The organism is Dapis hubbardiae BLCC-M172, assembly GCF_050016015.1.
GTDB lineage: Bacteria > Cyanobacteriota > Cyanobacteriia > Cyanobacteriales > Microcoleaceae > Trichodesmium.
Genome location: NZ_JBNHEQ010000182.1, coordinates 1 through 21,348 on the forward strand (window position 1 = coordinate 1; position 21,348 = coordinate 21,348).

Genomic DNA, 21,348 nt, shown 5'->3' on the forward strand with positions numbered 1-21,348 from the left:
AACATATAGGTTTGGGTTTGGAGACCAAACCCCGACAGTTTTTTTTCACGAACTATTTCTTATTGTTATATTTATATGGAATATCCCTACAAATTCAATTATTGGTCGAACATATAGGTTTGGGTTTGGAGACCAAACCCCGACAGTTTTGTTTCACAAATCATTTAAGATTACTATAACTGATAACTGAAATGACATACTTACGTCTAGAAAACATCACAAAAAGCTTCGGAAATTTTCTCGCCAACGATAATATTAATATCTCTATTTCAGCAGGTTCCATTCATGCAATTCTTGGAGAAAATGGTGCAGGAAAAACTACTTTAATGAATATATTATCAGGACTTTATCAACCAGATTTAGGTCAAATTTACCTAGAAGATAAGCCGATAAAAATTTCCTCTCCCAATAGAGCAATTAATTATGGTATTGGTATGATTCATCAACACTTTATGTTAGTACCACAATTAACAGCAACAGAAAATATTATCTTAGGAACTGCTGGAAATTTTCATCTAAATTTAGCGGCAAAATCTAGAGAAATTAATGCTATGGCAAAAGCCTATAATTTAGAAATTCCAGCTAATGTTAAAATTGCAGATTTACCAATAGGTATTCAGCAACGGGTAGAAATTCTCAAAGTAATTTATCGCGAAGCCAGAATTTTAATTTTAGATGAACCAACCGCAGTCTTAACTCCAGTAGAGGTAAATTCATTACTCAATATTTTGCGACAATTAGCAGCAAATAATCATACAATTATTTTTATTAGTCATAAACTAGAAGAGGTAATTAATGTCTGTGATACCGTTACAGTTTTGCGTCGGGGAAAAGTTATAGATACTATCGAAACTGCAACTACTAATACTCATAAATTAGCCGAAATGATGGTAGGGCGAGAAATAAATTTAATCCAAAAAAAAATCCCTGCTGAAAAAGGTAATATTGTTCTGGAAGTCAAAAATATAGAAGTGAAAAATAACCAAGGTTTATCTGCTGTGAATAATTTATCTTTTCAACTTCATAGTGGGGAAATTTTGGGAGTTGCTGGAGTAGATGGTAATGGTCAAAGAGAATTAGCAGATGCAATTAATAGTTTACGTTCTCTGGAAAAAGGAGAGATAAATTTTGTCGATAATTTAGCAGATAAATTAAAGGTTGGATATATTCCCGAAGACCGCCAGAAAATGGGTTTAATTCTTAATTTTAGTATTGCTCGGAATTTGATTTTGAAATTGTTTAAGTTTTTGCCTTTTTGCCGTTATGGTTTTTTGCAGTCTAAAGTGATAAATAATCAGGGAAAAAACGCCATAGAAAAATTTGATATTCGTGCCAGTCATCCACAATTAAAAGCAAGTCAACTTTCTGGTGGAAACCAACAAAAAATTATTCTGGCGCGGGAACTTTCTGGCGAACCAAAATTAATTGTCGCCATGCAACCTACCCGTGGTTTAGATATCGGTGCAACCGAATATGTACAACAAGCTTTACTAACTGAAAAACAAAAAGGGGCAGCTATTTTGTATATTTCCACAGAATTAGAAGAAATAATGGCAATGAGCGATCGCATTGCCATAATATATGAAGGTAAATTTGTTGATATTCTGGATGCAGAAACTGCTACAGTCGAACAAGTGGGTTTACTAATGACATCAGGTGCAAAATCAAATTAATCAGGACTTACACAACATAAGAAAATATACACCATCTGTAGGGGTGATTGGCCAATCGCCCCTACAAGATATGGCGGTTTTGCATAAGTCCTGTTAATACTTTTTGAACACCACAGATAAATTATTTGCTGGCATTTCCACCTTCTCCACAAACCTTAACCCCTCCTTCTTTGCTTCCGTTACCACATCTTCTAGGTTTCTCACCCCCCACTCAGGATTTTGAAATCGCAAAGACTCATCAAACGCTTGATTACTAGGTGCTGTCTGTTGTCCCAGTTTGTACGGACCGTACAAATATAATACCCCATCCTGTGGTAACAAACGTCCTGCACCTGCAATTAATCCCAGACAAGCAGACCATGGAGAAATATGAATCATATTAATATTGACAAGAGCTGTAATCTCAATACCCTCTTTTTCTACCTCCCAAACTGACTCCTCCGCATCAATATTAAGGGGTGGATGCAGGTTATCTGACGGACTATGTTTTTGCCATGCTGCTATACTATCGCGCAACATTGGGTTTGGATCAGAAGGAAACCACTGGCGCGGTTGTAGATGGCTAGAAAAGAAAACAGCGTGTTGTCCTGTACCGCTAGCAATTTCTAAAATGTTGCCCGTTGGAGGCAAAACTCGCTGTAGGACTTCCAAAATAAATTTTCGGTTGCGTTCGGTTGCGGGAGCATATTGTCGAGCATCGTTAAAATTCATTTCAGTTAATTAGTTCTTAGTTATTATTAGGACTTAAAGATGAGGTAGGAAAAACTAGGATTTGAGATTGCTTCCCTATGGAAAAATATGTTTTACTGTGTAAGTTCTATAAGCATTTAAACTATATATCCAATTTGAGTCAAAGGCAATAGCTAACATAAAACATAAAATCTCAATGATTTTTAGCTTGTTAGTTATCAGCTTTTCTGATAACTGACGGCTAATAGCTGTTTGCTTACGAAAAATTATCCCACTGAAACAATGAAAAAACTCCAGTATAACTTTTCCAAAATTCTCCCTTTTCTAAATAATTTAATAGCAACTCACAAGTGGGGAAAAAACCACCAATACTTGAATATTTTTTCTGAAAAGCTAAATGACGTAACTCTAAAAGTAGGATTGGTAAACTTTCTTTAGTACCCTTAATATAACCGAGCCAAAAAGTTTCTGGTGATTTTTGTTTTAAACTGCTTTCTATAGCTAAACTAACTAAGCGATCGCTCTGTTTAATTCCCCACACCAAACCTCGTTCAATTAGATTTTTAAAGAGTTCTATTTTTAGCTCTTGCCATTTAGCACCTGGACAAACATAAAAACAATTATTTTCACCATAAAAATCAGGAGACTTAACTAACTCCCAAGCACAAGTAAAATCCTGATTCTTAACCTGAGTAAATATCGAACCTAGTGGAGATTCTACTGTAGAAATAGGTGTACTTCTGTGAGGAATATAATGAGCAATAATTTTCCGATTTCGTCTAGTCATCATTCCTAGCATAACTTTGTCTCTAGAGTTAACTTGGCAGCGAGAAATTTTGACATTATTTTCCCGTAAAAACTGTTCTATTTGTGAATCTAAAATTCTGGCTATACCCTGACCTCGATAAGCGCGATCGACACGCAACCCTTCCCACCAACCTTCCGAGTCTGACACCATAAATACTCGTGCTATTCCCACTGGTACATCATTAACTACAGCCACAAAAAGACGACCTTGAGGTTCAGCTAACCATTCATCCCAAACTAGATGAATATGGTCTGATTCATTTTCCCATGTGTGTTGACAAAAATTTAAAACGGCTTCCCGATCCTCAGCGCGTGCTAATCTAACTTGTACATCCATCATTTGAATTATCTTTTTTTTCTTGCCAATTGCTTAATTTACTATAATTACCCAAAAGGTGGTTCAACAATTAATAATTAATAATTAATTATTACCTCTTCTTATAAATTAGAAATAAGAGGATTGAATCAAAGGATTTTTTTCTTTTTTTCCCTTAAAAGAAGAGGCTTTCTACCTGGATTTTTCGGTAAGACACACCCCAGAAAGTTTTATCTTTTAATTCCGTATCCAATATAGTGTGGTAAAGTCTCTTTTTCCTCTACTTTTCCTAGCTGGAACTTACCATCAATAAATATTATAGACTGTAGCAAAAATCCATAGGGATTATTAACATCTTTAGCAAAATCAATACCACAATTATTTGCTAAACTTTCTAACTCTTGTGGTTGAACAAATAACAAAGGTTCGTGAGTACCAGCAGGAATAATTCCTTCAGCTTCTAACTTCATAAAAGTTGTAACGCAGCTCTCATTTCTGGAAATAGTATCAAAGATAAAAAGACCGCCTTTTTTGAGAATTCTAGACATCTCAGAAATTGCAGTAACTAAATCTTCAAGATGTTCGAAAAAATCACTAGACATTACTACATCAAAGCTTTCATCCTCAAAAGGTAATTGATAAACACTTGCCACTTGATAATCAACTTTAACATTAGTAATATTGGCGTGTTCCTTGGCAACATTTATTGCTCCCTCTGAAATATCAACACCTAAAACGTTATATCCATGCCTAGCAATATATTCAGAAAAAATACCTCCACCACAGCCAATTTCAATTATTCGTTGAGAAGGATAAATCTCAAATCTTTTGAGTACATCAATTGCAAATCCTCCTCTAACTGGATTCATTTCCTGCAATGGTTTGTGACAGCCATTGTCTCCCCACCATCCTTCTAATCCTGCATCGCTGTAAGTATCCAAATTTCTTGTCTCTAACTTAACCCCATATTTTTCAGCTAAGGAGGTAAGTTTTTCGGCTTCACCAATCTGATAATTTCTGCCAGTAATTGTATTTGCTTTCATATTTATTATTCATGTCTAATTCTATTCTTAAATTACCAAACTTTAGTAACTTTATGCAAGATATTTTAGGATTTTAAATTCAGAGGCAATTTTTGATTAAAATGGTAAATATAGCAATATGGTTTGAGTTGTGAGATATTGGAGATTTTTACGGAAGAGGGAACAGGGAACAAAGAAAAAATGTATCTATATATTATAAGATAACTGCTATATTTTATACCTTTAAGGAATACTTCAATTCTCAGATCTGATTCCTGATTGCTATATTATGAATTTAATTGGGGCTTCTCAATAAACTTTTAAAGTATTTACAGATAGACATTTTGGCAGTTTTTTTAATCTAAACTCTTCACTTTATAAAACTGCCAAAACTCAAAATTTTCCTTCTTATAATTATCTTTTCCAAAAGGGACTTGCTGTTATTGAAAATGCTACACGACCAAAATATTGAGGTGCATGAAACTGGGGTTTTGGAGTTTGACTGGGAGACCATTGACTATACTGTAAATTTGTCTGACCACCTAGACGATTAAGATTAAGATACCAAATTTCTTCTGGTTTCGGTGGTGTATTTTTAGCAACCTCAGCAAAATTGTTGAAAGGAATGGCTGCTTCTAATATCCAATATTTATCTGTATCACTATCGTCATTTAAACTCCCAACAATTGAAGTAGCAATTTTTATACCTTCACCATTCCATTCCTTAGTCTTTCGTCCCTCTGAAGTGTGACGATGAAATTGATCGAGAAATGCCTCCTGCACGTTCATTTCAATATTAAAATAGGTAAGGGGTTGATCGGGATTTGGTGCTGTAAAAACTTCTACACAATCATCTTGAAAAACAGCACTATCACGCTCGGTTTTTTCTGCCCAAATATGTGCATCTTCAACAATAAAAGATACATATAAATTATCATCATCCCACAACAATTTACTAACAGTTTTTTCTTGTTTTCCTGACTCCCACCAAGGAAATTTAAAAGCACCTACATCTGGTGCTGCTGTCCATGCTGGCTCATCTAATTTACCATCAATAATTATAGGCGTACCTGTCCTCAATATAGTATAAAATGGTTGGCTAGCTGCCAATGTTTTCATTGATAAAAAAAGTATAAATGATAGAGAAAAAAGAGCAGCAATTAGTATTTTTTTGTACTTCAATATTTTCTGATGTTTCACAGTAATGTTCTAGATTATTGAATTTTAATTTGGTTAATTTGCACCAAAGGTCTATTTTAGCACTTGATAGTCTTTCACTACACCCATTAAGCTTAAACCTAAACTTAAAGGTAACTAACTTTAGAGATTATATAGCAATTTCCGAAGCTATGAGGTACAGTTGTTTTTATTCTTTTCTATTCCCTATTCCCTTATAAATTCTAAATCACCTTACTATTGTACAATAGTTGTACAGGACTTACGCATGAAGTAGGAAAAACTAGCGTTTGAGATTGCTATCCATTCCGGACTGCTCCGCAAACCCTATCGGTCGCAATGACCAAAATACGTTGTACTGCGTAAGTCTTGTTGTAGTTATTATTTAAGATTAATTTATGAAACTAGAACAGACAGAATCATTGTCACCAGAAAACTCCACTCCAACAATTGACTATGATGTAGCGATCGTTGGTGCAGGTCCAGTAGGATTAGCAACCGCCCTTGGTTTACGTCAACGTGGCATTGAAAATATTATTGTCCTAGACCAAACTCGGTCTTTTCGTAGAGTGGGTCAGTATATTGTTGTTGTGCCCAATGGGTTACAAGCACTTAAACATATTGATACCCAAGCATATCAAAGTATGAAAGAAACTGTTAACAAATCCAATAACAATTCACTACAAAAAGATAAACCAAAGTCAAAATGGAATGTCACAAATGTGAATGGGGAAAAAATTTCTTTATTTTTTCTAGGATACGATGAAATAGTTCATAAATACGGAGATTTTGTAACATTTATGCATTGGTATGATTTACAGAGTCAACTGAGAAAACTATTACCAAGCCATATTGTTAAAGCTAATCATCGTTGTGTCAATATAGTTGAAGATCCAGAATTTCAATGCGTTCGCGCTGATTTTGTTTCTAATCTAGGGGCAAAACCTAACCCGTATTCCCACTGGGAAAATAAACAGGAAAAAGATAAAAATAGCACTGGGAATTCTTCCCAATTTGTTGAATCAGAAATAACATCGATCCGTGCTAAACTATTGATTGGAGCTGATGGAATTAATTCTACTGTACGTCAGCTAATGTACAAAGAAACTCCATACTCTGTATACAGCAAACCAGAATATTCTGGTTTTTCTGGTATCTGTTGTGATGAAGTTAAGGAAGTTCCAGAAGCTCTTTTACACCAAATTGAAGGTCGGTTTCTTGATGGTGCCACAGGGGTAGTAATTTATAATGACCCAGCCTTGGAAAATTCTACAGAAAATCAAATTCCCCAAATGAAAATGGTTATATTGTCGCAAGCGCCTGGTCAGTTTAAATATATAATTGATGCAGGTTTGGCTTTAGAGTTATTGGCAGGGAAGTCAGGAAAAGAGTTAATTGATACTGTAGTCTTGGAGTTGAAAAAGGCTAACTTTCCAGAGGTGATTCAGCAGTTTGTGGCTTTATCCTCTCCAGAGCAGATAGTACAACGCCCTTTTTATATTCATCCCGTAACTGTTAATACTCAAGACAAGCTCAAGTGGAACATGGGACGAGTTGTATTGGTGGGAGATGCTGCCCACGGTATGCCACCTCTTGCGGGTCAAGGTGCTAATCAAGGCTTTGAAGATGCTGCTGCGATCGCAACATTAATTGGCGATATTAACCAGCAAAATCAGTGGGATGATATGACAGCGATAGAAGCAGCTTTTAATAAATATAAATATTTGCGTTGCCCAATTTTGGAGCGCGTTCAACAAGCAAGTTTAAGCATAATACCCCTTTCAGAAGGGCAGCAGCGGGAGTATGCTGAAAAACTCTACGGTCGTAATATTGCAGAAATTATGGAAACATTATTGTAACGATAACTCTTACAACTATTGTACAATATTTTTAGTAATTATCAATATCAGTTTATGAAACCAGAAAACTCCAGTCCACAAATTGACTATGACGTAGCGATCGTTGGTGCAGGTCCAGTGGGATTAGCAACCGCCCTCGGTTTACGCCAACGTGGCATTGAAAGTATTATTGTCCTCGACCAAACTCGCGCCTTTCGTAAAGTAGGTCAGGGTGTCGATCTTTTACCCAATGGCTTGAAAGCACTTAAATATACCCATACCCAAGCATACGAAAATATCAAAGAAACTGGTAATAAGCTAATACAACCAAACCAGGAAACAAAGGCAGAAAAAAATCAGCCAGTTCCAGAATGGGCGACTAGAAATGTCAACGGGCAAAAAATCCGTTCGTTTTCTCTAGGATACGATGATTTTTTTCAGAAGTACGGGGAGGGGAGGGTATCAATATCTTGGTACGATTTACAGACTCAACTGAGGACACTGTTACCAGAGGAAGTTGTCAAAGCTAATCATCGTTGTGTAAATGTAGTCGCCGAGCCAGAATTTCAATGTGTTCGAGCAGATTTTGTTTCTAATCTGACAGCAGAAGCTAATCCCTATGCCCATTGGGAAAATAAACAACAAGACGATAAAACCAGCACTGTAAGTTCTTCCCAATTACCCCAATCAGAAATTACATCTATCCGTGCTAAATTATTAATTGCAGCAGATGGAATTAATTCTACCGTGCGTCAGGTAATCTACAAAGACACTCCATACAGTGAATATAGCAAACCAGAATATTCTGGTGTTGCAGCTATTAGCAGTGGAGGAGTATATGATATTCCAGAAGCACTCGCACAAGAAATCCAGGAAAAGTTTATTAAAGGTTCGCGAATAGTAACAATTCTCAATCAGCAAATAGCAGCAAATTCTACAGAAAACGAAACCCCTAGAATTATCTTATTTTCCCGTCAGTCTGGTCAATATGGATATCTAATCCACACACCTTTGCCTTTAGAGTTATTGGCAGGAAAGTCAGGAAAAGAGTTAATCGATCTTGCTATCTTGGAGTTAAAAAAAGCAGAATTTCCAGAGATAATTCAGCAGTTGGTGGCTTTGTCATCCCCAGAACAGATGATGCAACGTCCGTATTATATTCACCGCGCTACTGTTTCTGGTCCAAACCAGCCAAAATGGAATATAGGGAGGGTTGTATTGGCAGGTGATGCAGCTCATGGAATGCCACCATTTATGGCTCAAGGTGCTAATCAAGGTCTGGAAGATGCTGCTGTGATGACAACATTAGTAGCTGAGATTCACAAGCAAAATCAGTGGGATGATATGGTAGCGATAGAAACAGCTTTCAGTAAATATGAGACTTTACGTCGCCCACTGATGGAGCGCATTCAATACGCAACTTTGACAAGGCTACCTCTTTCTTCAGAGCAGCATAGACAGGAGTATGCTCAACAAGTCTACACTCGTAATATTGAAGAGATTATGCAAACATTATTGTAAGTAGGTGAGCATAAATAAACGCAATAATTTGAGGGCGGGTTTTTCGGACTACATCCGAAATATCAAGGCTTTTGGCTAAACCCGCCCCTACATTTTTTTTAACGTTTAATTAGATATATCTACTTACAGACGTTTTCATTTGAATAGACCACAGTAGGGACGTTTTGCTGCACAACATGGAAAGCGGAGCATTCCGGAACGGAAAACGCATTTTTGCCTGTGCAACGTCCCTACAGGGTTATCATTTTTTTAGTGTGGTTCATTGACCTGAAAAGCGCTCTAATGATAACTCTTATAACTGTTGTACAATATTTTTAGTAATTACCAATATCAGTTTATGAAACCAGAAAACTCCAGTCCAAAAATTGACTATGACGTAGCGATCATTGGTGCCGGTCCCATAGGACTAGCAACTGCCCTCGGTTTACGCCAACGTGGCATCGAAAATATTATTGTCCTAGACCAAACTCGCGCCTTTCGTAAAGTAGGTCAGGGTCTCGGTCTTTTACCCAATGGCTTGAGAGCGCTTAAATATATTAATCCTCAAGCTTACGAAAATATCAAAGCTACTATTGAACAACAGAAAAACTCACTACAAGTAAGTCAGGAAACTGAGACAGGGAAAAAAACGCCTTCACCAGAATGGAATCACATAAATGTAAACGGGGAGAAAATTCGTTCTTTTCCTCTCGGATACAATGAATATTTTGAAAAGTACGGGGAGGGTAGAATATCAATATCTTGGTACGATTTACAAACTCAACTAAGAACACTATTACCAGTTGAGCGCGTTAGAGCTAATCATCGTTGTATTAACGTAGTTACCGAACCAGAGTTTCAATGTGTTCGAGCAGATTTTGTTTCTAATCAAGAAGTAGAAACTAACCCCTATGCTCACTGGGATGATACACAAGAAAAGAATAAAAGCAGCAGTGTAAATTCCGCCCAATTTCCTGAATCAGAAATCACATCTATCCGTGCCAAACTATTGATCGGAGTAGATGGAATTAACTCTAGTGTTCGTCAAATAATCTACAAAGATACTCCATACAGTGGATACAGCAAACCAGAATATTGTGGTGTTGGCGCGATTGGTAGTGGTGCAACATATCAGGTGCCGGAAGCACTTTCACAAGAAATTAAGGAGAGATTTTTTCATAGTTATTCTAGAGCAGTAACTATAACAAATCGTCAAATATCGGAAAGTGACGTTCCCAGAATTATATTATTTTCTCCTCAACCTTCTCAGTTTGGATATCTCCTCCATGCAGCTTTCCCATTAGAGTCATTGCTAGAAAAATCGGGAGAAGAGTTAATTAATATTGCTGTAGAAGAGTTAAAAAAAGCAGACTTTCCAGAGATAATTTTGCAGTTGGTAGCTTTGTCTTCCCCAGATAAGATGATACAACGTCCGTATTATACTCATCATGCCACTGTTTCTGCTCCAGACCAACCAAAATGGAATATAGGGCGGGTTGTATTGGCAGGAGATGCTGCCCACGGTATGCCACCATTTATCGGTCAAGGAGCTAATCAAGGACTAGAAGATGCAGCAGCGATCGCTACTTTGGTGGCTGAGATTAACAAACAAAATCAGTTGGATGATATAACAGCGATAGAAGCAGCTTTTAGCAGATATGAAGCTTTGCGTCGTCCTTTTGTGACTTACATTCAAGAAGAAACTTTGATAGGCAAACCTTTTTCTTCATCAGATGAGAAGTTACAGAAGTATAATCAAGCAGTTTTATCTCGGAATATTGGGGAAATCATGCAAACATTGTTGTAGAAAGAACTATCCTATTTTTCGTAGAGATGTTCCAGAGAATATCTCTACAATTAGTTTATTTACAGCAGTTTGCGCGACTGTTTTAAGATTAATCTCTTTTCCCTACTGTCTGATAATAATTCTCAGGACTTGCGCAAAGAAACCGGGTTTTTATGATAAATCGTTGTTTTTATAATAGAAATCACGAAAAAACCCGGTTTCTGAGTCTAGCTCCTCAAATTTTTCTTTTAGGGCTAGAGCAAAACTACGAGCATAATTACCGAATTATTAATTATTAATAATTAAATAATTCTGGTTTAAAGCCTCCCCTTGGATAGGGAAAAAAAAGTGTTATTTAATTTCCTTATCTTCAATTCCCGCATTTGTTTTAACCAGAGGTAATTATCAATTATCCATTATCAATTATCAATTAATGAATAGTGTTTTACCAGACAGAATATTAGTCTAATATAATGTCACTTCAGGTCAACCTTTCTTGGGAATACTGCTGATAAAACGATGTCGCATCAAGTCTAATTTATAGGAACAAATTAAACTTAATATCCCCAGTAAAACAGGGATAAAAATTATTTTTATAGGCAAATTAATAGCTATTAATAACAAAGCTAAAATTGCCAATACTCCTGTAAAATTTTGACAAAAATCTTTAACTTTATCTATCAAAATTAAAGATTGCCGACAACTAGGGCAATGCTTTGTATGTCGGTGCCAGCGATCGTATAATTGTTCATCATTTAATTCTGAAAAAGGTGTTTCTGTGATTCCTTGCCATTCTGGTTTACCCCCGGCAAATTCGTCTAACCATTTCCGAAAAGTGACGATACCAACATCAGCTAATGAAGGCATGAAATAGGATTTTTGCCAAGTTTTATTCTCTGTTGATTCATTAACAGCTTGGGAGTGCATCATTGATAAATCTTGATTACTTAACTTATAGCTAGATGAGTGTTGTAACCCAGTAAGTAAATACTTTGGTAGAAGTTCAAACCAGAAGTTACGTTTTTGTGGAGCTGCATCAAAAATAAACTTACTAATATGTTTACAATAACCTGGTTTTGTCGGCACAAAATACAACTGAAACAAAGCAGATTTACCATTAGAAAATTCGTAAACTGTTGTATTAGAACAGGGCGGGGTAAATTTCCGCGTAGCATTCATATCTTTATTAAAAATATTGTAACCAGAATGCTTTAAGGTAAAACCATCTTCAGCAGATATTTTTTCCAATACTTCAAAATGTTGCATTGCAATAGCTCTTTCTGGAGAAAAACCTGCAATTCCTTCATGCAAAAATTGACCGTGAGAAGGGTCAAAACTACTCTCAACAGAGACAGTATAGCTATAGGGAACTTCTGACATATACCAATCTGTTGAAGAGCTATCAAATTTATATTCTGGCATTACAGCAGGTTGTTTTATTGTAGAATCTTCAACAGCAGTAGAACTACTATCAGGCCATATCCAAAGTAATCCTTGTAGCACTTGAGTCGGATATATTTGTACTTGCGATCGCCTACTATTACAAGCTGTTTCTAAAGCTTTTTCATCACTCAACATAGGAATATTTGTACATTTCCCTGATCCATCAAAACACCAACCATGATGGCGACACATTAAGTCTCCATTCTTATCGATACTTCCTAAAGATAACTGCGCCAATTTATGGGGACAAGTATCATCCATTGCTCTCCATTTTTGCTGTTTGTCTCGCCAAATTACCAGCCTTTTACCCAGTAAAGTTATTGAGGTTGGATGAGAGGCATCTAGATAGTTTATGGGACTTACTGGATTATTAATTATTAATTGTTAATTAAATAATTGTGGTTTAAAGCCTCCCCTTGGATAGGGGAAAAAAAGTGCTAGGATATTTCCCAATCTTCAATCAAGAACGGTTTTAACCTTCTTGTAATTATCAATTATCCATTATCAATTATCAATTAATGAATGGATACCATTGTTTAGTCCAAGAAAAGTTAGTCATCATTAAATTAACAAATGTATTAAACTACAATTTAATCAGCTAACTATAATCTAGTTTATTTTTCTAATTGAGACAATCTTTAAATTAGTCATCTACCTGAAAAAAATTGTCTTGGCTCAGATGTCATTTCAGTTATCAGTTATCAGTTATCAGTGAACCTCCGATTGAAGTCGGAGGCTTGAAATACTGAATTAAATATTTTTTTCATCCCCTTAAAAGGGGAGGCGCATACCCTCATTTTTTGGTCAGAGAAAACTCTGCATCAAACCAGTAAATTATCAAGTAAATCTCATCTAGCAAATATCTTTAAATAAATCTGTTTATTATGATGATGTGAGCAAATTTATTTTAGGATACGATCAAGTGAACTAATTGCAAAAATTAGTGTCATGCCAAAAACACTAATTACACAAAAATATACACAACAAATTGTACAGGCAAGTTTTTTGACAAGGTGAAGAAATGAAAAATATATTAATGAAACAAGCCTGGTTTTCTAATGTACAAAAAGATTTATTAGCAGGGGCTGTAGTGGCTTTAGCTTTAATTCCTGAAGCCATTGGTTTTTCTATTATTGCTGGTGTCGATCCAAAAGTAGGTTTATATGCTTCATTTTGCATTGCTATTGTTGCAGCTTTTTTAGGTGGGCGACCAGCAATGATTTCTGCGGCCACCGGGGCGATGGCTTTGCTGATGACAACTTTGGTAAAAGATTATGGTTTAAATTATTTGTTAGCAGCTACCATTCTCACAGGTATTCTACAAATTTTCTTAGGATGGATTAAACTAGGAAATCAAATGAGATTTGTACCCAGGGCGGTAATGCTAGGATTTGTTAATGCTCTGGCAATCTTGATTTTTAATGCTCAATTAACTCAATTTGAAGATGCTTCTATTTGGGTTTACATAATGGTCGCAGTTGGGTTAGGGATTATTTATGGGTTGCCTCGCTTCACTAGGATAGTACCTTCTCCTTTAGTTGCTATTGTTGTGCTGACAATATTTACGATGGTGACTGGGTTAGATGTTCCTACTGTGGGAGACATGGGAACATTGCCCGATACTTTGCCTAGTTTTGCCTTGCCAATGGTACCGCTCAACTTCAAAACTTTAGATATTATTCTACCTTATGCTTTGGCGCTTTCCTTGGTAGGTTTATTAGAATCATTCTTAACAGCTAATGTCATTGATGACCTCACGGACACTTCTAGCGATAAAAACCAGGAAGCAGTAGGTCAAGGGGTGGCAAATATTATTGCGGGATGTTTTGGGGGAATGGCAGGATGCGCTATGATCGGTCAGTCTATGATTAATGTAGGTTCTGGAGGGCGTACTCGACTTTCATCTCTGAGTGCAGGAATTTTTCTGTTTGTTTGTATTATTGTGCTGAATAACTGGGTGGCGCGTATTCCTATGGCAGCATTAGTTGCGGTGATGATTATGGTTTCTATCAGTACCTTTCACTGGAGTTCCATTCGCCATATTCGTCGGGTGCCTAAGAGTGAAACGGCAGTAATGATAACTACGGTGTTGATTACAGTTTTGACTCATAACCTAGCTATTGGGGTAATTGTCGGAGTGGCGCTGAGTGCGATTTTCTTTAGTCGTAAAATTGCAGCACTAATTTTTGTTGACTCCCACTTACGGGAAAATAGTGTAGAGCGTATTTACAGTGTCAATGGGCAAATCTTTTTTGTTTCTGTCGAGAATTTTCTCAACTCCTTTGATTTTCGGGAACATTTAGAGTCTGTGACTATCGATCTAACTCATGCTCATTTATGGGATCAATCTGCTATAGATGCAGTTGATAAAGTTGCGTTCCGTTTTCGCCGACGGGGTATTAAGGTAAATTTGATTGGTTTGAATGATGCTAGTGCTACTTTATTAGAACGTTTGACTACTCATTCTAGTAAACAAACAATTTTTAAGGAGGGGCGGGTAATTCATTAGGAGTAATATCAAATCCAGTAGTATCGGTCTTGTATAGGGAAGGTAAGGAAGAAGGCTTTAGTTATCTAGGAGAGAAGGAAGAAGGAAGAAACTTTAAGAAAAGGAAAAATCTTACATAAGGTAGATATTTCCAAGGCTTTTACACAAACGATACCAACGGACATGATATTAGAAGTTAGTAGGGACATTGCATACAACACAACCTCCCGTAGGGGTGATTAACTGTTGAATGAAAATTGTAGAAAGTAGTTGCTAGAAGTAGAAAAGTGTTTTAATATTAAACAGGTAAAGCTTAGGAAATAATTCAGGTGAATGCGACTTGTTGACAGACATATTATTAAGCGAAAACATCAGTATTGGGCTTGTTGTGATCAGTTAGCTTTTAAGTCAAAAAACTTGTATAATTTGGCTAATTATTATTATCGTCAGCATTTTTTCAAGTTCTCAAAAAGTCTGGATTTAACTAAACTGTACCACGCCACCAAAGATAGCGATGCCTATAGAGCATTACCAACTAAAGTATCAAAACAAATAATAAAATGCTTGGTTGCCAATTGGCGTGGTTATTTTCAGGCAATCAAAGAATGGTCAAAACGTCCAGGGAAGTTTTTGGGTAAGCCCAAAATACCCAAATATAAGGACAAAACCAAAGGTAGAAATGTAGTTATATATTCAAAGGAATCAGTCTATAGAGCAAGTTTGAAAAATGGTATTTGTCACTTATCCATGAGTGAAATCAAAATACCTGTAGTTGTGGATACTGTAATCGAAGTGAGGATCGTACCTGCTACTGCCTGCTATATAATTGAAGTAGTGGCGTGAAAAAACGAATCAGCCACAAATAAACTCAAGATATGTAGCCGGGATTGACTTAGGGATTGACCGATTAGTAGCTCTATCTACAAATAAGCCTGGTGTCAAACCACTGCTGATTAACGGGAAGCCACTAAAAAGCGTCAATCAATTATATAACAAGCGTAAAGCTAAGTACCAAAGTCATCTCAAAGGCAAAAGAAAAACCAGTCGTAAGATTGAAGCATTGAGTTATCATCGAAATCGTTTTGTGGAGAATTATCTGCATAACACCAGTTTCTTAGTGGTTGAGTATTTAACCACAAATAATATTGGTACTGTAGTAATTGGAAAAAATGATAACTGGAAACAAGGTGCAAATATAGGCAAAAAAAACAACCAAAATTTTACTCAAATACCACATGATAAGAAAGCCCAAGCAAATTACTTATAAATGTCAGCTAGCAGGAATCAAGGTGATTGAAACAGAGGAAAGCTATACAAGCAAAACATCTGCCCTTGACCAAGAGCCACCAATTAAACATGAAACTTATGGGGGTAAACGAGTCAAACGTGGTTTATTTTTGAGTGCAACTGGTATAGTCATTAATGCCGATATCAATGGCAGTCTTCAAATTTAAGATAAGAAATTCCCAGAGGCATTTACTGCCGTTTGCGTAGCATTCCGGAGGATGGAAATAGTGAGCTGCGCCGAGAGCGCCTGTATTGGTTAATCCAATATCAAGATAAAAACTGTTACGATTTTCTACAGTTTTTTTCGTACGGTTGTCATTCTGGCGAGCAAGATACTCGACTACTGAAAACTTAAAGCTGATAACTGATAACTGAATTTACCCTTCTCCTTGACAGACAAAACCTGCCCAATAATAAGGATGATTAAACCGTTTTTCCCCTCCGATTAAATTTTTGGCTTGGATCACTAAATCAGAAATTTCCTGACAGTTATCTGCTATGTTCTCCTGTTCCTCATACTCTCTGCTCCCCTCTGTAAACTTATCTAATACTGCTTCCACATTTTTCAGACTCTCCTTTGCTTTAGCTAAAGTTAATTCTTTCAACTCCATCTGTGCTTGCCATAACGCATCTGCACTCGTAATACCTTGGGCGCGGTTGCGGTGGTAAAAATATGATAAAATTGTTGTGGCTAAATCATCCACAGACCACAAACTACTGATAAAATTGGACGCTCCTGCTGATAAAAAGGCGGCGCTGAGGGTAAAAATATCGTCCGTTAATTCTGAGTTGCCTAATGCTGTTTCACAACAGGAGAGAAATAAGTCTCCTATGGAATTATAGTTTTAGAGAAAGAGGAAGTAAAAGATGGAATTTACCTTTTATGCAAGGATTCACCCCTTGTTTCAGCAACGCCCCTCCTAATAATAAATCCTGTTCAAAACCTCCTCCTGTTGAGACATCCTCTACCACATCTGGCATGACAAAAATGTTAGCTAATTTCTCTGACTTTTCTACTTCTTGCCCAGGCACAGAAATTCCAGCAAATTTCACATCATCAAACCAATTGGCTAACTGTTCAAAATAATTTTGTTTGGCAACCTGAAATTTAATATAAGTATCAGTTTCTTTAAAATAAGCATTAACAAAAGTTTCTATCCACCGCTGTAGACTTCCTTGATTTAATTGAATATTTTTAGCTTCAGCTTCCTGTTGAAAGATGGCAATTAAAATATCAATATCTGGCTTCCCGTGATTAGTTAATGGTTTTTGTAATTCCGTCAAAACAGCAGAATGATTAAAATATTGAATCAAAAAATTGGGCGTTGCTGAACCAAGGGATGAATCCTTGCATAAAAGGTAAATCCTATCTTTTACTTCCTCTTTCTCTAAAACTATAATTAATTCCACAAATATGCAACGCCAAAAATTGTCAGCTCCGTTCCATCCATCTCTTTTAACCGAATAGAATAAAAGTTGTTGAGGAGGGAGTAGTTTTTCCCATGCTTCAATAGATTTTTTACCGGATTTTAAAGCTTTTTCTAAATCTGTTTTCTTCAGAGATTGAGTGAGACTTTTGCCTCCTTTTTCCCAGGCAGTATCCCACAAAGAGTCAGCAATTTTCGATAATCCCCAACCTGCTAAACCTACCAAACTAGCTTCCATAAATTACCTCTATTATCAGTTATTAGTTATTAATTACAGTAGATTCCAATTACATGAAATACAAAGATTAGACATCTCCGATAATAAAAAATAAAATCAGTTATCACCCATAAATTATCAATTATTTCCTCCTAATTCCTACTCCCTACTCCCTCTTTTCTGCAGATGTCTATTAATAATAAAATGTTCCTACTACAGGCATTTTGCCCACGATGGTTATGCCTCACCAAGTTATAATCTGCTGTATTAATTATCAATTATCCATTTACTTTAAGCATAATGAAACGCATTATCCCAAATATAATCTATTAATTTTTTCGCATCATCTAGAGGTAAAACTTGACAACAACCATTTTCATTGTATGTTAATAATGGTATCTCTGAAACTTCTTCATCATCTTCACCATCTCTGACAATTTTGCCCTGAATTTTTGTCATATTATTCAAAGGTCCATTAATATCAAAATCAATTTTTGTATCAAAATTTTCCTCCATCCAAGCTTCAATTTTGTCATCCAATTGTTCTGGAGTTAGGGACATATTGCTCGTTAATAAATGATAATAAACCAAAATAATTTCCTTACATTCCTCTTCTTCAGCATCATCAATTAAAGTTTGAAATACACCAGCATTATTAGCAATATTCTTGAAAAATAAAGTTTCTGTTACCTGTTTTTGAAACTTAATATGTTTAGTTTTGTATTGACTATATTGCTTAAAACAAAACCCTCCTAAAGTTACCAATAAAGATAATGAACCCAATAAAATTCCTGTCATATTTTTCACATCTTGCGGATTAGCTCTCAACTTTAATTGTTCCACATAATCAGGACCAAAAACCAAAAATACAATCACACCAATAATTAGTAATAATTGGGGTAAAATTCTCAAGACAATAGGTACTGCTGCACCAATAGCAGGAATTATTAACATCAAACGGTCTTTCAAAGTCATGCTAACTTTTACATTAGGAAATAGAAATGCTATATCATTTTTAGGGATATTTCTGTAGAGAGAAATATAGATTTTACTAGCGCTTAAATTAGACTCTTCCAGAGAATTATTAGAAGTATTATTCTTTTCTTTATCCTTGCACTTAATTAATAAAGCTACTCTTTCAAAAATATTAATTTCTTGTTCAATTTTTCGGAAAAACCTCTTAAAACTATATGTCTGATAAATATCTCCCCGACAGTAACATACCATTTCTTCAAAATCATCAAAATCAATAAATGTTTTTAATTCGATTAGTGACATTTCCTCAAAAGCACGTTCTAAACTTGCTTGATATATGGGATAATAATTACCTTGTTCTAGAATTTCTGCAAAACTTTGAACTACTTTATTTTGCATTGTGGCTAGTTCTGAGTCAGAATAATCAGCAATATATTTAGTATTAGCATCTGGATTAAAAGGCGCATAATTTTCCTTTAATACTTCCAGTGTTTTATGTAATTTGAAATGATAATATGCCAGTAAAATAGAACAAAATTCTCTAAATTTTTGTAAAGAACTTTCTGGTAATTTACCATCTTTAATACAAAGTTCTATTATATCTCGGCGGGAATAAGGAATAAATGCTTCCCTATCTTGATAAACTGTCATAGTTCTATACCTAAATTATATTTGGATATATTTTACCACTTTTTTTACCACATAAATACTTGATAATACTTGACAAAATAATAAAACTATGTATAAATAGAGTAAATGTTATAATCTTAATACTAAGGTTAACCATAAAGATAAGTAAGCATTCAACTATCAGCTATTAGCTATTGATGAGAGGGGGAGTTCAATCATTAATAATTAACAATTAATAATTACCTCTTATTGTAAACAAGAGGATTGGCTAAAAGTATTTTTTTTCTTTATTTCTATGAATGGAGAGGCTTTATACCTTAATTTTTCCGTAAAAGCAATTCATAAATTGAGAGAGAATTAAAAGTTACTACCAAAGTATCCTCCTTTAATCTTAAGTAAATAATTATTCATCATTTGCTGTTAACGCAGTTCCAAGCCAGGAGGCTAGCTGACTGCTAAAAAATGAATGCTTACCTTAGATAAAATACAAATATATAAAATAATTATCATTTAATAAAATGAATCCCGAATCAACTTTAAATCAACTAAAAGAAGCTAGTCCAGAAGGAAAACTCCCCTCTAGTTATGGAGTTTATTTCAAAAATACATTAGTAGCTTTATGTCATGCTTTAGAAGACCATATATTACAAACTTGCAGTATAGAACCGGAAGGAAAACCATTAGTTTTAGTAACATTTCAACAAGGAAAATGGTATCTGCAAGAAGCAGAGCGTTATGAAGAAATAGCTCAATGTAGCTCTCATATTATGATTGGTGCAGTACCAGATAGTGGATTATCCAAACATCCTACAAGTAAGCTAGAAAATGTCTCTTTAGTTAATCTTGAAACAACGGATAGTTTGGTTAATGAATGGAATTTAATTATACTAGCTCCAACTTATACAGCTATGGTACTTTGCCATGAACTGTCTGAAGATGAATATTTACCCCACGGCAAACCAACTGTAGATATAGAGAGAAAATTCTACGGTTTATGGACGTTTGATCGGAACTTAGTGGCAAAAGCAGCAGAAATACTTACAGAAAGATGTCGCCCTTATAATCCTGGACTAGCAGATACAATTCAAAAACAACATCAGGCAATTATCAATACTGAAGGTATGCCACCTACAGATATGAGTGATGTAGTTTCTAGAATAGTTTCTTACCTGCAAACAACTCAGGAACAAATGATTGCCATAAATAGACAAACAAGGGAACTGTGGGAATTAGAAGGTCAAGCATTACGAGTCAGTCGCAACCTCAATGCTAACAAATTGCAGGCATTTTTACGAATGGCACAGAAAGTAGACGAGCAAGATGAAACAAACCCCATTGCATCTCTCCAAGTAGCAGCTTTATCTGAAACTTTAGGGCAAATGTTAGATTTACCAACCCTGAAATTGCGACGTTTGCGGTTGGCAGGATTATTATTTCGAGTTGGATTAGTTTCAGCACCAAAAGAAGTATTTACTAAAACACCTAATGAATTAGATGATAAAAGTCTAAATTTTTGGCAGGAAAAGAGTGTACTTGGCGCTCAATTATTAGCAGCAATGCCAGAATTAGCACCAGTCACTAACATTATTGCTCATCATTTAGAATATTGGGATGGTAGTGGTAAACCAGATGGTCTGAGGGAAGAAGAAATACCTATAGAGTCTCGTATTCTTGGTTTAGTATCTTACTTCCAAGAGCTGACACAACCACGGGGTAGACGTGCTGCTCTTACTTTAGGAGATGCACTAAAAATTTGTAGCGATCGCAGTGGCACTTATTTTGACCCTACCTTAGTAGAAACTCTCAGTAATGTGATTCGATTAACAGAAATGGGTCTGATGGAATTACCTGAAAGGCCACGTCAATTACCTAATGTGTGGTTAGAAGAAGCAATTAGCGCCAAAACATCAGTACATTAATAATAATTGAGAATTGATAATTATATCAAATAGGTCACGGAGGCTTGAAAGATTGAATTTTCTTTTTTTTTATCCCTTTTAAAGGGCAACCTTGAGACCTACTGAATCTGGTTAGAAAAATAGTAAGAGTAATTTTTATGTCATAGTTAGCCAA

The 21,348-nt window shown here is 35.6% G+C and carries 17 protein-coding genes; 9 read left to right on the forward strand and 8 right to left on the reverse strand.

Translation table 11 applies throughout. The annotated features are described in order from the left end of the window. The first annotated feature begins 191 nt into the window (after positions 1-191). Entirely contained in the window at positions 192-1,673 is a 1,482-nt protein-coding gene (locus tag ACP6PK_RS16570; RefSeq protein ID WP_426560945.1) for an ABC transporter ATP-binding protein, read from the forward strand. A 93-nt stretch (positions 1,674-1,766) separates the two neighbouring features. Here ACP6PK_RS16570 and ACP6PK_RS16575 read toward each other — a convergent pair whose 3' ends face one another. The 4 genes from ACP6PK_RS16575 to ACP6PK_RS16590 form a co-directional block, all read right to left on the reverse strand. Next, on the reverse strand, positions 1,767-2,384 hold the full coding sequence (locus ACP6PK_RS16575; protein ID WP_426560947.1) for a DUF938 domain-containing protein: 618 nt from the start codon (positions 2,382-2,384) through the stop codon (positions 1,767-1,769). A 235-nt stretch (positions 2,385-2,619) separates the two neighbouring features. After that, entirely contained in the window at positions 2,620-3,510 is an 891-nt protein-coding gene (locus tag ACP6PK_RS16580) for a GNAT family N-acetyltransferase (protein WP_426560949.1), read from the reverse strand. A 206-nt stretch (positions 3,511-3,716) separates the two neighbouring features. Next, positions 3,717-4,529 (reverse strand): bifunctional 2-polyprenyl-6-hydroxyphenol methylase/3-demethylubiquinol 3-O-methyltransferase UbiG, encoded by an 813-nt coding sequence (gene ubiG, locus ACP6PK_RS16585; RefSeq protein WP_426560951.1) that lies wholly within the window; start codon positions 4,527-4,529, stop codon positions 3,717-3,719. Between the two features lie 393 nt (positions 4,530-4,922). Then, positions 4,923-5,627: a carbohydrate-binding family 9-like protein gene (locus ACP6PK_RS16590; protein WP_426560953.1), complete on the reverse strand. Its 705-nt coding sequence runs from the start codon at positions 5,625-5,627 to the stop codon at positions 4,923-4,925. Positions 5,628-6,082: 455 nt separating this feature from the next. Here ACP6PK_RS16590 and ACP6PK_RS16595 point away from each other — a divergent pair, with 455 nt between their 5' ends. The 3 genes from ACP6PK_RS16595 to ACP6PK_RS16605 all read left to right on the forward strand — a co-directional run bounded on the left by ACP6PK_RS16595 (position 6,083) and on the right by ACP6PK_RS16605 (position 10,829). Continuing rightward, positions 6,083-7,543, forward strand: a complete 1,461-nt coding sequence (locus tag ACP6PK_RS16595; RefSeq protein ID WP_426560955.1) for an FAD-dependent oxidoreductase — start codon at positions 6,083-6,085, stop codon at positions 7,541-7,543. Between the two features lie 54 nt (positions 7,544-7,597). Beyond that, entirely contained in the window at positions 7,598-9,043 is a 1,446-nt protein-coding gene (locus ACP6PK_RS16600; protein WP_426560957.1) for an FAD-dependent oxidoreductase, read from the forward strand. A 337-nt stretch (positions 9,044-9,380) separates the two neighbouring features. Further along, positions 9,381-10,829, forward strand: a complete 1,449-nt coding sequence (locus tag ACP6PK_RS16605) for an FAD-dependent oxidoreductase (RefSeq protein ID WP_426560959.1) — start codon at positions 9,381-9,383, stop codon at positions 10,827-10,829. A gap of 465 nt (positions 10,830-11,294) precedes the next feature. Here ACP6PK_RS16605 and ACP6PK_RS16610 read toward each other — a convergent pair whose 3' ends face one another. Further along, a complete protein-coding gene (locus ACP6PK_RS16610) occupies positions 11,295-12,629 on the reverse strand; it encodes an aromatic ring-hydroxylating dioxygenase subunit alpha (protein ID WP_426560981.1) in 1,335 nt (444 codons plus the stop codon). Positions 12,630-13,272: 643 nt separating this feature from the next. Between ACP6PK_RS16610 and ACP6PK_RS16615 the strand changes: the two genes are divergently transcribed. The 4 genes from ACP6PK_RS16615 to ACP6PK_RS16630 all read left to right on the forward strand — a co-directional run bounded on the left by ACP6PK_RS16615 (position 13,273) and on the right by ACP6PK_RS16630 (position 16,193). Beyond that, the gene (locus tag ACP6PK_RS16615; RefSeq protein WP_426560961.1) at positions 13,273-14,760 is read left to right on the forward strand and encodes a SulP family inorganic anion transporter; all 1,488 of its coding nucleotides are present in this window, start codon (positions 13,273-13,275) and stop codon (positions 14,758-14,760) included. A gap of 312 nt (positions 14,761-15,072) precedes the next feature. After that, positions 15,073-15,582: a hypothetical protein gene (locus ACP6PK_RS16620; RefSeq protein ID WP_426560963.1), complete on the forward strand. Its 510-nt coding sequence runs from the start codon at positions 15,073-15,075 to the stop codon at positions 15,580-15,582. A 55-nt stretch (positions 15,583-15,637) separates the two neighbouring features. Further along, the gene (locus ACP6PK_RS16625; protein ID WP_426560983.1) at positions 15,638-16,006 is read left to right on the forward strand and encodes a transposase; all 369 of its coding nucleotides are present in this window, start codon (positions 15,638-15,640) and stop codon (positions 16,004-16,006) included. A 22-nt stretch (positions 16,007-16,028) separates the two neighbouring features. Then, a complete protein-coding gene (locus tag ACP6PK_RS16630; protein WP_426560965.1) occupies positions 16,029-16,193 on the forward strand; it encodes a hypothetical protein in 165 nt (54 codons plus the stop codon). Between the two features lie 210 nt (positions 16,194-16,403). Here the strand turns inward: ACP6PK_RS16630 and ACP6PK_RS16635 are convergent, their stop codons facing one another. The 3 genes from ACP6PK_RS16635 to ACP6PK_RS16645 all read right to left on the reverse strand — a co-directional run bounded on the left by ACP6PK_RS16635 (position 16,404) and on the right by ACP6PK_RS16645 (position 19,296). After that, the gene (locus ACP6PK_RS16635) at positions 16,404-16,859 is read right to left on the reverse strand and encodes a CHAT domain-containing protein (RefSeq protein ID WP_426560985.1); all 456 of its coding nucleotides are present in this window, start codon (positions 16,857-16,859) and stop codon (positions 16,404-16,406) included. 4 nt (positions 16,860-16,863) lie between these two features. Then, complete coding sequence (locus ACP6PK_RS16640; protein WP_426560967.1) at positions 16,864-17,691, reverse strand: hypothetical protein; 828 nt, start codon at positions 17,689-17,691, stop codon at positions 16,864-16,866. A 270-nt stretch (positions 17,692-17,961) separates the two neighbouring features. Further along, positions 17,962-19,296, reverse strand: a complete 1,335-nt coding sequence (locus tag ACP6PK_RS16645) for a TMEM143 family protein (protein ID WP_426560969.1) — start codon at positions 19,294-19,296, stop codon at positions 17,962-17,964. 497 nt (positions 19,297-19,793) lie between these two features. On the opposite strand from ACP6PK_RS16645, the gene ACP6PK_RS16650 reads away from it, so the two are divergent. Continuing rightward, positions 19,794-21,194 carry an HD domain-containing phosphohydrolase gene (locus ACP6PK_RS16650; protein WP_426560971.1) on the forward strand — a complete coding sequence of 467 codons (1,401 nt, stop codon included), beginning with the start codon at positions 19,794-19,796 and terminating at the stop codon, positions 21,192-21,194. Positions 21,195-21,348 lie beyond the last annotated feature (154 nt).

Bases quoted from the DNA above. Each gene is read 5' to 3' on its own strand.
- ACP6PK_RS16590 (WP_426560953.1), bottom strand. From the start codon at position 5,627: ATGAAAACATTGGCAGCTAGCCAACCATTTTATACTATATTGAGGACA.
- ACP6PK_RS16600 (WP_426560957.1), top strand. From the start codon at position 7,598: ATGAAACCAGAAAACTCCAGTCCACAAATTGACTATGACGTAGCGATC.
- ACP6PK_RS16650 (WP_426560971.1), top strand. From the start codon at position 19,794: ATGAATCCCGAATCAACTTTAAATCAACTAAAAGAAGCTAGTCCAGAA.
- ACP6PK_RS16595 (WP_426560955.1), top strand. From the start codon at position 6,083: ATGAAACTAGAACAGACAGAATCATTGTCACCAGAAAACTCCACTCCA.
- ubiG (WP_426560951.1), bottom strand. From the start codon at position 4,529: ATGAAAGCAAATACAATTACTGGCAGAAATTATCAGATTGGTGAAGCC.
- ACP6PK_RS16570 (WP_426560945.1), top strand. From the start codon at position 192: ATGACATACTTACGTCTAGAAAACATCACAAAAAGCTTCGGAAATTTT.
- ACP6PK_RS16575 (WP_426560947.1), bottom strand. From the start codon at position 2,384: ATGAATTTTAACGATGCTCGACAATATGCTCCCGCAACCGAACGCAAC.
- ACP6PK_RS16615 (WP_426560961.1), top strand. From the start codon at position 13,273: ATGAAAAATATATTAATGAAACAAGCCTGGTTTTCTAATGTACAAAAA.
- ACP6PK_RS16580 (WP_426560949.1), bottom strand. From the start codon at position 3,510: ATGATGGATGTACAAGTTAGATTAGCACGCGCTGAGGATCGGGAAGCC.
- ACP6PK_RS16640 (WP_426560967.1), bottom strand. From the start codon at position 17,691: ATGGAAGCTAGTTTGGTAGGTTTAGCAGGTTGGGGATTATCGAAAATT.
- ACP6PK_RS16605 (WP_426560959.1), top strand. From the start codon at position 9,381: ATGAAACCAGAAAACTCCAGTCCAAAAATTGACTATGACGTAGCGATC.
- ACP6PK_RS16645 (WP_426560969.1), bottom strand. From the start codon at position 19,296: ATGACAGTTTATCAAGATAGGGAAGCATTTATTCCTTATTCCCGCCGA.
- ACP6PK_RS16620 (WP_426560963.1), top strand. From the start codon at position 15,073: ATGCGACTTGTTGACAGACATATTATTAAGCGAAAACATCAGTATTGG.